At 68.7% G+C, this 16,156-nt stretch carries 10 protein-coding genes; 6 read left to right on the forward strand and 4 right to left on the reverse strand.

Features of this window, described 5'->3' with window-relative positions:
* The first annotated feature begins 60 nt into the window (after nucleotides 1-60).
* The 4 genes from ACQEVM_RS37780 to ACQEVM_RS37795 all read left to right on the forward strand — a co-directional run bounded on the left by ACQEVM_RS37780 (nucleotide 61) and on the right by ACQEVM_RS37795 (nucleotide 5,202).
* Nucleotides 61-834 carry a hypothetical protein gene (locus ACQEVM_RS37780; protein ID WP_433087145.1) on the forward strand — a complete coding sequence of 258 codons (774 nt, stop codon included), beginning with the start codon at nucleotides 61-63 and terminating at the stop codon, nucleotides 832-834.
* 298 nt (nucleotides 835-1,132) lie between these two features.
* On the forward strand, nucleotides 1,133-1,744 hold the full coding sequence (locus tag ACQEVM_RS37785) for a hypothetical protein (RefSeq protein WP_433087147.1): 612 nt from the start codon (nucleotides 1,133-1,135) through the stop codon (nucleotides 1,742-1,744).
* A 93-nt stretch (nucleotides 1,745-1,837) separates the two neighbouring features.
* Nucleotides 1,838-2,365 (forward strand): hypothetical protein, encoded by a 528-nt coding sequence (locus tag ACQEVM_RS37790; RefSeq protein ID WP_433087149.1) that lies wholly within the window; start codon nucleotides 1,838-1,840, stop codon nucleotides 2,363-2,365.
* Nucleotides 2,366-2,643: 278 nt separating this feature from the next.
* Nucleotides 2,644-5,202 carry a Helicase associated domain protein gene (locus ACQEVM_RS37795; protein ID WP_433087151.1) on the forward strand — a complete coding sequence of 853 codons (2,559 nt, stop codon included), beginning with the start codon at nucleotides 2,644-2,646 and terminating at the stop codon, nucleotides 5,200-5,202.
* Between the two features lie 46 nt (nucleotides 5,203-5,248).
* Here ACQEVM_RS37795 and ACQEVM_RS37800 read toward each other — a convergent pair whose 3' ends face one another.
* From ACQEVM_RS37800 to ACQEVM_RS37815, 4 genes are all read right to left on the reverse strand, one after another.
* Nucleotides 5,249-5,740 carry a hypothetical protein gene (locus ACQEVM_RS37800; protein WP_433087153.1) on the reverse strand — a complete coding sequence of 164 codons (492 nt, stop codon included), beginning with the start codon at nucleotides 5,738-5,740 and terminating at the stop codon, nucleotides 5,249-5,251.
* 94 nt (nucleotides 5,741-5,834) lie between these two features.
* Nucleotides 5,835-5,966 carry a hypothetical protein gene (locus ACQEVM_RS37805; RefSeq protein ID WP_433087155.1) on the reverse strand — a complete coding sequence of 44 codons (132 nt, stop codon included), beginning with the start codon at nucleotides 5,964-5,966 and terminating at the stop codon, nucleotides 5,835-5,837.
* Between the two features lie 161 nt (nucleotides 5,967-6,127).
* Complete coding sequence (locus ACQEVM_RS37810) at nucleotides 6,128-7,540, reverse strand: hypothetical protein (RefSeq protein ID WP_433087157.1); 1,413 nt, start codon at nucleotides 7,538-7,540, stop codon at nucleotides 6,128-6,130.
* A 790-nt stretch (nucleotides 7,541-8,330) separates the two neighbouring features.
* Entirely contained in the window at nucleotides 8,331-8,693 is a 363-nt protein-coding gene (locus ACQEVM_RS37815; RefSeq protein WP_433087159.1) for a hypothetical protein, read from the reverse strand.
* A gap of 600 nt (nucleotides 8,694-9,293) precedes the next feature.
* On the opposite strand from ACQEVM_RS37815, the gene ACQEVM_RS37820 reads away from it, so the two are divergent.
* The gene (locus ACQEVM_RS37820; RefSeq protein ID WP_433087161.1) at nucleotides 9,294-9,830 is read left to right on the forward strand and encodes a hypothetical protein; all 537 of its coding nucleotides are present in this window, start codon (nucleotides 9,294-9,296) and stop codon (nucleotides 9,828-9,830) included.
* Between the two features lie 1,329 nt (nucleotides 9,831-11,159).
* Complete coding sequence (locus tag ACQEVM_RS37825; protein ID WP_433087163.1) at nucleotides 11,160-11,321, forward strand: hypothetical protein; 162 nt, start codon at nucleotides 11,160-11,162, stop codon at nucleotides 11,319-11,321.
* Nucleotides 11,322-16,156 lie beyond the last annotated feature (4,835 nt).

The following is a 16,156-nucleotide window of genomic DNA, read 5'->3' on the forward strand; positions in this document are numbered from 1 at the left end:
TCTAGGACCTGACAACCACCCGTATCCGGCGATGTCAGTAGTCGCCTCTATCCTCCCGCCATGAAGCAGACTGGATTCAAGTACGCCTACCTCCAGCCCCTGTTCACCGACATCGAAAGTCTGCGGGGCGAAGGTGTCTACCGGCAGCTCCCGGCACCGCAGGCGTCGAGCAGCATCGCCACGGACGACGCTCCGCTCGGCGAGTACGCGGCATCGACGCTGATACGTGCCTCGTTCGCCGCCGGAGTGGCACACGCCGACGCGCTCCGCAGGCTTCGAGACGCCGGCGAGATGGACCCGACGAGCCCTTGGACTCTCCTGCGGGGATCGCTGGAAAACTTCGCGACGGCCGCTTGGCTCCTGGGCGCGGGCAGCGACCGACCCGAACGACGACTTCGCACCCTGCGCCTGTGGCGGGAAGACATGCGCAACCGCGCCCAGCACGAAGAGATCACCGCCCACGTGCCCGAAGACGGCGGCAAGACGGGACGTGAACGCGTCCAAGAGATTGAGGCTCTGGCCCTGTCCCTGGGCATCGCTCACCCGCGCGCCAAACCTCAGGCGGGGAAAGTAATTGAGGAGGCGGCCGAGGGCGCCGGTCTGGCGCCCAAGAAGGCCACCGCCGTCTGGAACGCAGCGTCCGGATTCGCCCACGGCCGCTACTGGCCCAACCTGCGCGTTTCCACGCCCATCGACGCGCTACGAGGCGGCCCCGACCACTACCTGATGGCTCTCGTCATCAACGAGGACGAACACCGACCACTCGCCCGCTATACGCACGACTTTCTTAAGCACGTCCAGAACCGGTACATCGCGAGAGCCACCGTCCACTGAACGGCAGGACGGCCGACACCCAAGCGCCGTGCGGGTGCGGGCGAGATGGCGGCGAGCGGGTGGGGGATGGTGCCCAGAGTACGACGGTCTGTCATGGTCCCAAGTCTCCACCGGGCGTTGCCGCCACCGCCCGGAGGCACCGCAGAATGGGGAACGAGAATTCGAGACGGCAGCTACCCCCAGGGGGTAGAAATACTATCCCCCAGGGGGTAGCGTGGTTGGTGTCGGGAAACGCCGACACCAACCAGCCCGTACGGTGCGGCAAACACCGGCCGGGCCATGCCGAGAGGGTACGCCCATGAGCGTCACCGTCGATGTCCGACCCGTCGCCGGCCCCGAAGCGCTGCACGCCTGGTACCAGGGCCAGAACGAGGCTCAGCCGGCCTACGTCGAGCTCGGTTTGGGGGACGGAATCCTCCTTGCGTCCTACGACGCGGTGGTGGGGCCCGGCGGCCCCGCGAGTGTCCATCACGGGATCGACCTGCGGTGGTCGATTCCGGCCCTGAACCAGGAGGCGGCCGACGAGCTGTTGAAGGAACTCGCGCCGCTCGCACAGCGCATCTTGGACGGTTCCGAGGTCGAGTGGGATGGCAACAACCACGTCGGCCGGCTTCTCACCGAGGACGCGCACGCCGCCCACGACGCGATCACCGAGCGGTGTGAGGGCATCAAGGACGACGACTCGAACCCGGCGGTCCTGTCGGTCTGGACGATGGACACCATCGGCCACGCGTGGGACGCGGACGAGGCGGGGATCACGGCCGAGACCACCGACGCGCAGTTGGCCGAGATCGAAACGCAGCTGACAGAGGAGTTCCGCGACGGCCAGGATCTGCCGCACGTTGTGATCGTCGGTCTCACCGACCACCTGCGGAGCCTGCGCGACGACCTCGTCAACGACGAGGACTGACCTCGCGCCCCACCCACGCGTCGTGAGGGCCCGGCCCGTTCACCGACTGGGCCCCCGCTGCCTGATCCCACCCCCTCCCAGAGGAGCAAGCCCATGACTCAGCAGGACACCCCCGACTGGTTGCGTGGCGTCCACGACGCCGACCGGGAGTTGGGGAAGCTGCATCGAGCCGCCGAGGAAATCGCCGACCGCCGAGCCTTGGACATCCAGCTCGGCGTGAAGACGTCCGGCAAGGGCGGCCGTGACACGGTCGCTGCCCTGCTGGGCACCCGCGTCGGCGCGGTGGACAAGGCCATCGCCCGCGCCAAGACGGCAGGCCGCCCCGGCTACCTCCCTTACGACCTGCTCGAACGCATCCTCGAACTCGAACTCGCCGACGTAACCCCCCTGACCACAGGACAGTGGCGGGCTTTGGGCTGGCTGATACGCGGCACCGTCGTGGACGTGACGTGGTTGGCGGATCCTGCCGGACTTCTCGCCGGCGAGGTGGAGGACGCGGATCTCAACGGGATCGACACCACCGCTCTGGCGGCCGCGGTCCGGTCGTGGAGCCGGGTGCAGGCCATTGCCGTACTCGAAGCCCTGCGGCAGGAGTCCGACGTTCTACCCACGGCCGAATGACCGACGGGGCCGCAGCCGGCCCGAGCACGATGCACACCCCAGCCACGACGAACACCGCACCACACGACCTCTCGTGGTGGACCTTGAGCACGTCCACCGCGGTCCTGTGCCCCTACCAACCGGAGGGGTGGCCGCCTTGGCGGCCAGAGGACTGGGCTCCCGAGCAACCGGGCCGGCCTGACCGACCGCAGCAACCGTAACCACAACACTTCGCAGGCACGTACCGGCTGGCTCCTCACGGACTCCGCCGGCACCGCCCTATCTCCCAGGAGGATCCGGTGAGCACGAGCCGTGCCCGCACATCATCCGCTCAGGACTGTGAGGCGCGGGCGGCCGAAACGGTCGTCAACGCGTTGCTCGCGGGCTCGACACTGAAGCAGGCCGCCCGCACGGCCCGGGTGACGGTGGCGTGGATTCAAGACCGCTTCCAACGCGATCAGAAGTTCCGGCACGCGGTCGACGAGGCCGCCGCCCTGCATCCGGACCTGCCCCTGTTCGAGGCGCTCGTCACGAGCGACACGGTGCCCGCGCCGTCCCAAGAACGCCTGCCGCGGCAGGCCGCCCGAGAGACGACCTCGCGGCCGGCCTCCATCACTCCCCGCCGGGCCATGATGAGCAGGCCGCATCAGCGTGACGCCATCGCCGCCGTGACCAGCCACCTCACCCCGAACCGTCGCGCGACCCTGGTGGCCGCGTGTGGGACGGGCAAGACGTACATCGCCGCTCGGGTCGCGGAGAAGATCGCGCCCCGGGGCAGGACCCTGGTCCTGGTGCCGACCCTGGATCTGCTGGCCCAGACCGTGGAGACCTGGCAGGCAGCCGGCCGTGAAGGCGTCGCCATCGCGGTCTGTTCGGCCGAGGAGGTGATGGAGCACCGAGGCGGCGACGTGACCAGCTCACCGTCACAACTGGCGGCCCTGTCCCGTAATGGCGCTCCGGTCAGCGTCTACGCCACGTACGCCTCGCTGCCGGTTTTGACCGCCGCCCATCGTGATCACGCGTTACCCGCTTGGGATCTCGCGATCATCGACGAGGCCCACCGCACCGCCGGCGCGCTGGGAAAGGCGTGGGCGGCCATCCACCACGACGAGGTGATCCCGGCCCGCCGGCGTCTCTACCAGACCGCGACCCCACGGGTGTGGGCCGGCAACGCCAGCGACAGCACCCCACTGGCCACCATGGACGATCACAGGATCTTCGGTCAGGTCGCCTACCGGCTCGGGTTCGGCGAGGCCATCGAACGAGGGCTGCTGGCCGACTACAACGTCCTCGTCCCCGTGGTCACCGACGCCGACCTAGCCGACACCCTGACCACCGGCCGCGCCCCGGGTGACAAACAGACCAGGAACGCCGCGCTCCAAACGGCGATCGTGCGGGCCATCAAACAGACAGGCGTGCGCCGGGTGATCAGCTATCACCACCGCGTCGCGTCCGCCCGAGCCCTGACCGACACGTTCGCCGAGACCGCCCGAGCCGCCACCGGCGCACCGCCGCTCCCGCCCGTCCTGGCCCGCACCATCACCGGGTCCCACAGTCTCAGGACCCGCGACCGGCTACTGCGCGAGTTCACCGAGCACGACGGCGTCGCCCTCATCGCGAACGCCCGCGTCTTCTCCGAGGGCATCGACATCGACGGCATCGACGGGATCGTCTTCGCCGACGCACGAGGGTCCTCCATCGACGCCGTCCAGGCCATCGGCCGCGCCCTGCGCCAAAAGCCCGGAGCACCCAAGAAGACGGCCAGCATCATCGTCCCCGTCTACACCGGCACCGACGAGGACCCCGAACTCATCCTGGAATCCTCCGCGTACGCTCCCCTGTGGTTGACCCTGCGAGCCCTGCGCGCCCACGACGATCGCTTCACGGAGCGCGTGGAGATCCTGACGGCGACCGAACGGGAAGACTCCACGAGGGCGGCCCCGGCCACACCCTGGCTGCGCTCGCTGGGGGAGCACGCGCCGGACCTGCCCCGGCTGGCACTCGCCATCGACCTGCGCGTCCTGTCACCGAAGAGCGCCGAATGGCGCCTGGGCTACACCGCCGCCAAGGCCTACCACCGCAAACACCGCCACCTGGACGCACCCCAGGCCTACGTCACCAGCCGCACCGGCTTCGCCCTCGGCAGGTGGCTGTCGTGGCAACGCCACCTGTACCGCGCCGGCCAGCTCTCCGACCAACGAGCGGCGGCACTCGACGCCCTCGGAATGATCTGGTCGCCCCGCGCTGATCAATGGCAACGCTCATACGTCCACGCCAAGGCCTACGCCACGAAACACGGCCACCTCGCCGTTCCGGTCTCCCACGAGGTCGACGGCTTCAAGCTCGGCGTGTGGATCGTCAACCTGCGCGAACGCATCGACCAGATCACACCGCAGAACCGGGCCCTACTCGACGCCCTCGACCCCGACTGGGCCGCGCCCTGGCCGCTCGCCTGGCGTCGCGGCTACCAGGCCGCCCGCGCCCACCAAGCCGCGCACGGCAGCCTGACCGGGGTACTTCGAACCCACAAGACTGAAAGCGGCCTGATGCTCGGGGAATGGCTGCTCGCTCAGGCCCGCACACGCCAGAAACTCACCCCTGAACAGATCCAACGCCTCGACGACATCGGTATCGACTGGAACCCGCCGTCTCCGCACGAGGTCGCGTGGCACAAGGGTCTTGCCGCGGCACGCGCCTACCTGGCGGAGTTCGGAAACCTCGAAGTCCCGCAGTCCTACTGCGACCGCCAGGGCTTCAAACTCGGAACGTGGATCAACAACCAACGTCAACGCCGTCGCCGAGACGGACTCAGCCCGGAACGCGTACAGATCCTGAACACGCTGATGATGCGGTGGTGACACGCGAGGCCTTGACCGCCGCCGGCCCTCCCCCGGGCCGGCGGTGTCAAGACGTCTGGGGGACCCTGAATCGCAAGGACTTGCCCGGCCGGGTGGCACGGCGGTGCAACCAGTTCCACAAGAGGCAAGCGCCCGTACCGACGATCAAGGCGCCCCACGACGGAGCAGCGCCCTGATCGGAGCTTCGTCCCGTCATGTTGAGGATGGTTCCCATCGAGACGAGCGTGGCGGCCATAACGACGACATCCATGGCAAGGGCCGCCCGGGCATAGCCGTGATGAACGACAAGATTCGTCGTCCGTGCACTGTCTTGAGACGCCTCCTCGGCTTCCGCCCGGAACATCTGGACCGGGGTCTTGCGGTGCACTGCGATCGTTCCCGCGAAGACGGCAAGGCAGCTGATCGCCAGTACCCCCACGAACCGCGGTTCCAGGTTGGACGCGGTGACCGCCGCTGCCAGAGCCGTAATGGCGATGCCGATGTGCAGTAGGCCGCAGAAGCGATGGGGGCACCGTCGTGAAGGCACGTGCTTTCTCACATGGTCTCCCGAGGTGAAGCCTGACGAACTGCGAGCCCTCCATCATGACAACGAGCGACGCGTCGGCGCCGCAGAATCACGATCTGCGGTTTCCCTACAGCCCGTCAGTATTCAGCTCGGTCAGATACTCCCGCAGGAACCGGCGCGTCTGCTCGTCGGTAGCGACCACTTCGTTGTCAAAGCGGCTGTCCGCCCATGACGTCTTGCCGCTGGAGTGGATGCGCAACTCCCCTCCCGTGATCCGGTACCGCCGGGACTCGCTGAAGTTCCTACCGGCGTAGTTTCGTCTCCCGCTCGAAGCCCTCATTCTGTTCAAGCAGTTGCCGGCGCACGTCGCTCGTCAAGCGCATGGATCCCCCCCCCGGTTCATAAAGGTGGGGGATCATGTCATGGCCAAGTCGCAACCCGCCCCGAATCAGCGGAAGGCGGTGCGAACCAGAACACCGCAAGTTCCTGACATCGGATGTTGCCGGCTCGGTGGTGCTCCATCGCGGGTGGTCCCGCCTGCGCACCGTGCAGGGGACATCCGGCATCGTCGACCAGGAGGCCCCCGCACACCGCCACCTCGCAAGAGCAGCCCGCCCCTTCGCCGCCGGGCCCGGCGAGCGGGCATGCATGCCGCCACAGCCGCGGCCCGGCTACCGGCCCCGACCACGACACCTCGACACGCCGCAGCCGGCCACCGAGCACGAGTTCTCCCGCCGTCACGACGGCGCCCTCGGCCCCGAACGGGCCACGGCCGGGGAGGCCCTCGACCTCCGCGAGCTCCACCCCGCCGGACTGCGACGAGATGCACGCCAGATGCTCCGCCGCGGCCGGCTCCGCGCGGCCGATCAATCGGGCGCCCTCGCCCTCTCCGAAGAGTGCGGCGTCGTACAGCTCCACCACCTCGCCCGTGCGCAGCGTCAGGCGCGCGGCGGGGGCCATGGGCGCGGGGATGGTGATCTTGTCGTGGTCGAGCAGCCACGCGCCCACCGCGCCCCGATCGAAGGCCGGTGTCGTGGTGGTGCCGCCGGCCAGTCCGGGGAAGTGGTCGTGTCGCCGACGCCAGGCCGTCACCGTGGCCCGGCCCACTCCCGCGATCCGAGCGACGTCCGCCGACGTCACGACGTCAACCTCCCCGGTCGGTGCCGGGGCCAAGCGGGCGAGCGGTGACCGTGCACCCGGGCCGAGGGACCGGAGCCGCGCCCAGTCGATTTCGGGGTGCAGTGTCGGGAGCAGGGCGACGTCCAGGCCCCGGTAGAGGGACACCTCCACGGCCCCGCCTCGGGCCCGCCCGTAGTCCACGAAGCCGGTTCGTGTCGGGCGCAGCATGGCGAGCCGCACGAGGTGGTCGACGTCGCTTCGGCGCAGCCCGAGGCGTACGGCGCTCTGGTCCGGGCCGAGGAGGGTGTGTCGGTCGAGGAGGGCGGCGAGGTCGCGCCGGCGGGTGAGCGCGGCGACCTGGTCCGCGTGGACCACCGGGGTCTCGCGGGGGCCTTCCAGGCGGAGCAGGATGCCGGCCCCCGTCAGGTCCCCGATCATCCGACCCGTCACCGCGGGCCTTAGCGGCGGCAAGGGGGTGCCGAGCGCGGCCGTCAGACGTTCCGCCGCCTCGAACGCGGACACCGACACCAGCCCCGCCCGCACCCCCTCGACGTCCGCACGCTCGACCACGGCCCGCGACCACGACCCCTCGCCCGCGTCCGCCGACGGAACCACACCGGTGGCCACGGCCCACCGCCAGGCCCCCACCGCCACCCCGAGCCGGGACGCCGCCGCGAACTCCGACAATCCCTCGACCGATCCACGCACCACCATGAAACGCACTCCAAACGCACAAAGGCGCGGCCCGACCATCGGACCGCGCCCGAAACATGCCGATATGACACGACTTGTGTCAAGTGCCGCGCTGATGGAGGGAGTTGGGGGAGCGCCGTTGGATCCGCGCCCGCGTACGCGAGGAACAAATTCACCCGGGCGGGTGAACCGCCGCCCCGCTCCCGCCAGTCAGCCGCCGGGTCCCCACTGAACCGGTGGTCACGCCCGAAGGCCCCGCCACAGACCCGTTCGGGTTCATGGCAGGGCCGAGTCGGCGCTAGCGGCGGCGCCTCCGACGTTGCCCCTTCCAGGCGCCCAGCGCCGCCCGCACCGCGTACCCGGCCGGCTCGCTCCACTCCGGCGCCCAGTGCTCCACCGCAACCCGCACCAGCAGGAGGCCAAGACACTCCACCCCCGCTCGAAGCGCCCGCACCCGCTTGCGCTCCGGCGCCGGCCGAGTCTGCCCGGCCTGCCCCGACTCCCGCTCCGACTCAGGCTCTTCGCCGAGCGGCCCGGTCGACTTGCCTGTCGCGTCCATGACAATCCTCTTCTGTGGGTCAGTACGAATCACCCGCCATCAACGGCGGGGTGAACGCACTGTGTGGGAGCCGGGGGTTAGCTCCGCAACCTCACGTGACAGACCAGGTCAACCGACGAACAGGGAACCTCATACGCGCTACATCATCGAGCCCCAAGGTCCGCAAGCCCTGCCCGTCGGTGCTGACGTGCGCCTCGCTACCCACGGCTCGCCAGCCCAGGAGGTTGTGTCAACGACCGCGTACGGATTGCTTCATTGCCACGGAGGGGTCGGCCGGCCATCCGGATCCAAGCCATACGGCCACAACCCTTCGATCCCGAGCGACCCGGGTGACTTTCCGAACTCTTCCTTGCGGAAGCCGCAATCAGTGACTCGCCGGTACAGGGCTTCGGCGCCTTCCCGGTCCCCGGCTTCCTCCCGCATCACGGCAAGGCGGTGCAGGGCGTGGGTGTTGCCTTGGTCGGCGGCTTGCCGGTACAGGGCTTCGGCGCCTTCCCGGTCCCCGGCCCTCTCCCGCACCACGGCAAGGGAGAACAGGGCGTGGGTGTTGCCTTGGTCGGCGGCTTGATGGCACAGGGCTTCGGCGCCTTCCCGGTCCCCGGCTTCCTCCCGCATCACGGCGAGGCGGAGCAGGGCGTGGGTGTTGCCTTGGTCGGCGGCCTGCCGGTAGAGGGCTTCGGCGCCTTCCCGGTCCCCGGCTTTCTTCCGCCTCTCGGCAAGGCGGAGCAGGGCGTGGGGGTCGCCTTGGTCGGCGGCCTGCCGGTAACAGGGCTTCGATACCTTCCCCGTCCCCGGCCCTCTCCCGCATCTCGGCAAGGTAGAACAGAGCGCGAGGGTCGCCTTGGTGGACGGCTTGCCGGTACAGGGCTTCGGCGCCTTCCCGGTCCCCGGCCTCCTCCCGCATCTCGGCGAGGCGGCGCAGGGCGTGGGGGTCGCCTTGGTCGGCGGCTTGCCGGTACAGGGCTTCGGCGCCTTCCCGGTCCCCGGCCTCCTCCCGCATCACGGCAAGGCGGCGCAGGGCGTGGGGGTCGCCTTGGTCGGCGGCTTGCCGGTACAGGGCTTCGGCGCCTTCCCCGTCCCCGGCCCTCTCCCGCACCACGGCAAGGGAGAACAGGGCGTGGGTGTTGCCTTGGTCGGCGGCCTTGCCGGTACAGGGCTTCGGCGCCTTCCCGGTCCCCGGCTTCCTCCCGGCATCACGGCGAGGCGGAGCAGGGCGTGGGTGTTGCCTTGGTCGGCGGCCTGCCGGTAGAGGGCTTCGGCGCCTTCCCGGTCCCCGGCCTCCTCCCGCATCTCGGCAAGGGCGTTCAGGGCTCTGACGTCGCCTCGGTCGCTGGCCTGTCGGTACAGGGCTTCGGCGCCCTCCCGGTCCCCGGCCCGCTCCTGAATATAGGCAAGGTCGCCCAAGACGTCGGTGTCGCCGAGGTCGGCGGCGCGGTGGAGGAGGTGGTGAGCCCATTGCAGGCGGTGGCGTTCAAAGGCTTCGCGGGCGAGGCTGCGCAGGTCGTCGGGGTGGGTGACGTGGGTGTGGGCGGCGTGCCAAAAAGATGCGGGTGGGCAGAGGTGCGCGCGGGTGGTGCGGCCGTGTTGTTCCAGGTAGTCGGCGAGCCGGAAACACGGGCCCTGACGATGCCGGTGCCGGGGGACGTGTGGCGGGGGAGGAGGTGGGGGTGGGTGGGCGTCGTGCGGGGCGGGGGGTGGTGCGGCGTAGGGGGGCTTGTTTGCCGTGGACGGTGTTCGGCGAGTTCGGCGTAGGCCTGTTCCGCCCAGTCGTCGGTGAGCCGGTCGTAGTCGGTGTCGGTGAGGTAGTCGGTGGCCGCGTCGGTGAGGAAGCCCTGCGGAAGATTGCAGGCCGACGCCGAGCCGGCGGGCGTCCATGGCCGCCTCCAAGACCGCTCTGGCGGCCGGCGTCGCGTGTTGGTAGCGGTTGAGGAGTTTCGGGAGCGCCCGCCAGGTCCTGGGCGACCCGCCCGTCGGCCTGGGCGCGCGTGAGTGCGTCGGCCAACAACCGGTCACCGCCCGCGGCGAACTCGGTAGCCCGGGCCAAGGCGGCGTCGTCGAAGACCTCGGGGACGCTCACCACCCGGCCGGACAGCAGTTCCCGCACCCGACTGTTGCGGATCAGGCCCACCGGCGGCAGGAAGTGCCGTGTACCGGGCGGCGTACTCGGGCCAGAGCGTGCCCAGCACGAGGACCGGCCCCCGCTCGGGGTGAGGTCAACAGGTGGTGCACGGCCGCCGCGATCCGCTCACCGTCCGCCCCGTCGCCCAGATAGTGCTGCGCCTCGTTCAGCCACACCAACGGTGCGCGAGCGAACGTGGCGGAGGGCTTCGAGGGCGGCATCGGCACGCGTCGGGTCGAAGGGGTGCCACAGCAACCACCCGTGTTCGGCCAGCGGTTGCACAGCCTCCCAGCACGCCCGTGTCTTGCCCGTCGACGAACTTCCCACCAAGACCACGATCCGACTGTGGCCGGCTGCGACGTCGTCCACGGCCGCAGCGAGCACCTGATCATGCTCGCGCCGAACGTAGCCCGACAGCACCCGCCGACCTCGAACTGCGGGGCCGACGGCGGTTGTGACGGGGCCGGCGGGATGCACCTCCAACGCGTGCGGTTCCCACTCCGAGATCGGCTTACCCGGCCCCGACACACTTCCCGCGGCCGTGTCACTGTCCCCGGCCGCCTCCCGCCGCAGATCCAGCAACTTCCCTTGCGGAAGCTTCAACGCGTCGGCCAGCGCCGCCACCGTGTCCGCCGACGGCACCCGCACCATCGGCCTGGAAACGCCTGCGACACCGTGGTACGCCCCAGGGCCGTCCGGGCGGCCAGCTGTGACTTGTTTCAGCCCAGCCCGAGCCCGACCGTCGTCCAGCATCCTGCGCAACTCGGTGAGCGCCGCACCCTGATGATCTTGCTCGCTGTGCACGTAACCCGCCCCGAGACCTATGTGTTCGCCGGTGTTCATCTTTCGACCGGACGAACCCCGGCGCGCACCACTTCCGAGACCTTGGACCACGTCAACACCCACCAAGCATCCGGAGAATGCCGTGACCGTCGCCGTCGTTTCTGCTCACCACCGCGCTCGTGACCGTCGTCGCCCTGCTGGCCGGCGCCGGCGCGGGCAAGCTCGCCCGCATGGACGGCGCCACCTACCCCACCGCCCTCACCCGCGCCGCAACCACCTTCGCCGCCGTCATCACCCTCACCCTCGCCGTGGCTGGCACCCTCGCCGCCTTCCTCACCTGAACCCGCACAGGCCCTACCGTCCCCACGGTGGGACGACGGGGAGTCCTCCCGGTCGCCGATGCCCTGTTGGCGGCTGCGGACCAGGCTGCCAGGTTCCTGACGCCCGGCGGCACGTCCAAGACACCGCGGTAGGCGAGGGCATTTGACCGCTCGCGTCGAGTCATCATCCGAGCCCCGCCCCGAGGCGGTACATTGCCTCAGCTCAACTCAGATGGATACAGCGGCCACACGCGGAATGCGATGAATACATAGTGGATGCGGTAATCGCATTCCTGAGTTAGGATGAGAGGTATGGCGAATGACCACGGAAGAGATGTTGCGGTTTACGGTGACCCCGCGATCAACCCAACCGCACGGGGGAGCAGCAGGCCGAGGTGGGCGGCCGTCTTGGGGCTCACGCAGAGTCAGATCAGCCGCAGACAGCGGGGCCTGGCCTCCTGGACCTTGACCGACTGTGACCGTCTCGCCGCGCACTGGGGTATGCCTACCCTCGACCTCCTCGCGGGTCCCACGCACGCCCTGACCTGCCTGCCCGCCGACCGGGTTGGCCGCTGGCGGCACCCAGACGCTCCTGCCCCTCGACACCCCGGCCCCGGCGTTCTGGTCGAGCCAGCCCCGACGCCACCCCCGGTCGAGCCGGCCCCGGCCAGGACCGCCCGCAGCAACCCGGCCCGACGCGCCCCCGCTGCGGAACCGGCACCGGCCGCCCCCGCGCCGCCCGCGCCCAAGCACGTTTGCCGCGCCAGCCGGTCCGCTGGCGGACCGTTATCCGTGTCCGCGTCGACCACGGAGCTCTCCGTCCACGCGGTGACCAGGACGCGGCGCGGGCCGCCCTCATCAAGACGGCCGGTCCCCGACGTGATGGCCCTGTTCGCCGCGTCCCGGGTCGGCGGCCGGTACGAGCACTCCCGAGTTTCCGCCGACCGCCGACATCCTTCAAGAAGGCATCACAGAAGGGCGCTGACCAGATCTGGGAAGGTCGTCCGAAGTGGCGGGCAGAGGAACTGCACCGAAGCCGCGCGCGCCGGCCACGTCCGCCTCGACGTCACCGCGCTCGACATGAACGCCGCCTACCTCGCGGCGTTGGAAGACGTGGTTGCGATCGGCAAGCTCGTCCACTCCGAGGGCGCGGAGCACAACCCGAAGCGCTCGGGTGTCCACCGGGTCACGCCGGTCCCGTGTGGGAGATGCCTGATCTGCCGTCCCCGCTGGGTGCCGGAAAGAGCCGGGGGACTTGTGGATTACCGAACCCACCCTGCGACTCCTTGCTGAGGTGCGCGAAGTTGGGGTTCTGCCAGGCGCCGGTCATTCACGAGTCGTGGGACGTCCGGAGCATCCGAGGGCCTGTTGGAGAAAAATGCGCCGCGCTCTCACGGAGGTCCGGAAAGAAGCCATCGCCAATGGGCGATGACGTGACGAATGAGTACGTGAAGTCCATGTATTCCTAAGTTCGTGTCAACCATCGGTGAGAGCACGGCGAATCGGGAAATCCGGACGCCCCGACTTGGATGCACATTCATCCCGCTCTCAGGCATTCGCGAAACCTGTGGCTAAAAGCGATAAGGCAACACACCACCGGTCTGAACCGTGGTCGAAATGTCCGGCACCGACGAACTGCAATGTGGCCGGTGACTGGCAGCAGGTGTTCCCGGAAGGCCGCGACCTCAGCCAGCGGTCAAGGCCAAGGACCATTTACACGCTGGGGGAGTTAGACCGTGAGTGGAGCCCACCGATCTCTGGGGCGAATGGCAGAAAACACGGCGCCCGTCGGCATGAGCGGTGCCGAGGCCCTGGCCGCGGAGATCGACCGAATCGCCGGGGAGGGCGGCGCATCGCGACCCCGGTCACCGCGAAGCGCGGCCTGTCCGCGCGGCTGCGATATCTGTCCAGCGGACCCGGCGGCAAGTGTGCTCGACCGCAACGGCATCAGCGCCCGCCTGCTGCGCTCCTGGGGACCGCGGCGCCCGTCCCAGCCGGGCCAAGCTGGACGCCGTGGACAAGGCGTACCAGGAGCGCCGCCGGGCCAACCTCGTACGCTCCGGGGCGCTGAAACGCCTCCTCGACAACGGCGGCCGGGGCCGGCGGATCGAGATCTACCCGGTGGACCAAACCCTGGTGGACGAGAAAACGGCGCCGGCCCCACCGTCAGCGAGCGGTCCGTGCAGGCCCGGTAACATCTGGGACGACGCGGTAGACGCCTGGAGTCAGGGCGACCTTGGCCGTCCTGGACGAGATCTGGGACGACGTGAATCACCGACCTGGATTCCGGGACTATGCGGCGTACGCATATGTGGGCTCCATCGGAAGTCGGAGCATTGAAATCGACGGGTTGCCGTTGAATCTGAGTTGGCATGGCGAAGGGGCCCGCACCTGGCTGGTTGCGGGCCCCTTCGCCATGCCAAGTTCAGTGCACGCTACGCAGATGTCCGCGTACGGCCCTGCGGGAGTTCTCCGCCTTTCGGCGCGCCTTCTCCTCTTGATAGAGGGCGAGACGTCGTTCGTACTCGTCCTCGGAAGTGGCCGACCTCTAGGCGCTCCTCGACGGGCAGCGCGGCGCAGGGCCGCTTCCACGGTCCGTCCGGGTTGGGGTATGCCCGAACGAGCCATCGGGTGGAGTTGTAGGCGGCGCGGCCGGCGGCTTTCACCCAGACGCGCGGCCCACGAGATAGGGCATGGCCGCGACTGATGACGCCCCGGTTCGAGTGCCGAGGCCGAGCTGGCGAGCTCACCGTAGAAGTGGCCACGTACGAGTCCCCCGGGCTGCTGTTTGGGTCAGCATGGTGGAAAAGCATCGGCGTATGCGGTGGGGGCAGTCGGGGGATGTATCCAGGGCCTGAACCGAGATCATCATGACCACGTCCTGAGTGGGGCCACGCGAGAGGGCGCAACGCTCACTATCACTTCCCCTTTTCGCTTTTGGCCGGGTCCTTCGGCAACTTCGCCACCACCTCCGCCATCGCCCTGAACGCGGCGGGGCAGCCAGGATCCTATCAGGATGGTCCCTCAGGCAAGTCGAGTTGCTCGACCCGACTCACCCGCTCCCGGGAGCTTACGCGTCCCCGTGTTCGGGGCTTGGACTTCCTCCGCGGAGTGCTCCGGCAGCAGAAGTTGGTAGACGCCGCGCCGCACGCGGCCGCAGGGCGCCGTCCTCCTGGAGGGCGCTGAGAGCCCACGAGACGTGTGCACCGGCTGTAGCCACCGATCTCTACGCCGATCTTCGTCCTGAAGTCCTGCTCACACGTGCCCTCCGACTCTGCTGAAGGGCCGCAGATCAGAGCGACAGCGAGCACGACCAGGCATGAACCCGGGTTGCTACAGGATCTTGATACCGCCGCCGCTGGCCAGAGCATGAAAGCCAACGCTGCTCCATTGCTGTAGCTCGTCCACCGATGAACCCTTCGCGGTAGCCACGAGGGTATAGACGTGCTCGCATGCCCCGGGGGAAGAGCTACCTGTTCGCCACGGGGCACCGTTGCGGTAGCCGCCTCATCAGGCAGCGGCCGCCCGGGCGCCTTCGAGGGCGGGAGCGGGCATCGGCACTGCCGGAGTCGTACGGTTGCATTCGCTGGGCCCTCGTTGTCCTGGTTCGCCAGGGCAAGACTAGTCGAACTGTTGCAGTGCTGCCACGGCTCCACGGCGTGCCGTATCTGCAACCAGAACTTCGAGATTACCGTCCAGCCCTTGCACTGACGTATCCCTCCCTCAAGGCAAACGGCCAGGCAGCTCACCGAGGTTTCAGTCCACAGAGCTGACCCCATCGGGCACACGGTTCGATCACCGATCCCGCCTGCCAGTCACCCACCAGTTTCGCACCAAGGACTGCCGCAGCTCACCCTCTGAAGCGCCCCACACTCCACCAACCCGAGTTCGGTATGCACTTTCTGCAACGAACTCCCTAGCTCTGTTGCACTTTTGCACAACCTTCAGGCGACTGCAGCTCAGTGCTGCACTGGCATATCGCGTAGAGATACGTCAAGCCCTGCACTGAACGTATCTCTACGCTCGCAAGGCTCTGCCAGCACCAATCTGGTCGCCTCCCTCTTAGAACGCTCATCGCCTGCCCAGGTTCGGCTTGTGTTCCGGCACTGCGTGCCTCCTGCTGCCTACTGGACCTCTGGACGAGCCTCAGGCAGCCCAGAACGTCACGTAAGGGCTGTCAGGAGCGGTCAGGGCAGGAGGGCCTTGGTTTGCTTTGGGCATTCTCTGACCTCGCGCCGCTGAGGCGCGGCGTTGGCCTTGCTGGCAGTCGACTGGTGGATTTCCACCGGGGGTGGGGGTTTCTCGGATTCGCAGCAGTGCATCAATTCGGTGGAAGTTCTTCGGGCCGGTTGTATTTCGGGGTGTGCGTTTTCCGATCTCGCGTCTCGGTGGCTTTTTGAAGCGGTGTCTGGATTTCGTTTTCGGGGTTTTTCTTTTGCTTTGTGCAAAACTCAGCCAGGTCCACTCAATGGTGGTCTATCCTGGCTTGTCAGGAGTTGTGCGGGTCCAGGATGGGGCCTGCTGAGTGGGTTACCTGAGGGCCTGTTGGAGGGTGTTACGTAAGGTGACGTAACCATCAGGAGGTGGCCGTGAAGGCCATGGTGTGTGCCCGGCCTGCGCGGAGGGGCCAGGCCCCTCGCGCCAGCCTGGCACCCACACCCTCCCTGACCTGCGGCAAACCTCCACCGAGCCACCCCATTTGCTGCCGGCGCATGTCCGCCGACAGGCCCGTGCATGCCACCGAAGGACATGCACTCAGGGCCGGAGGCCGGTCCAGGGCGCGGAGCGCCCTGCGACTTGACGGCCGTAGGGCCTCGCGTGTTGTCTCCGGGAGGAGACCGCGCGCATCTCTCTTT

The organism is Streptomyces sp. CA-243310, assembly GCF_050936775.1.
Taxonomy (GTDB): domain Bacteria; phylum Actinomycetota; class Actinomycetes; order Streptomycetales; family Streptomycetaceae; genus Streptomyces.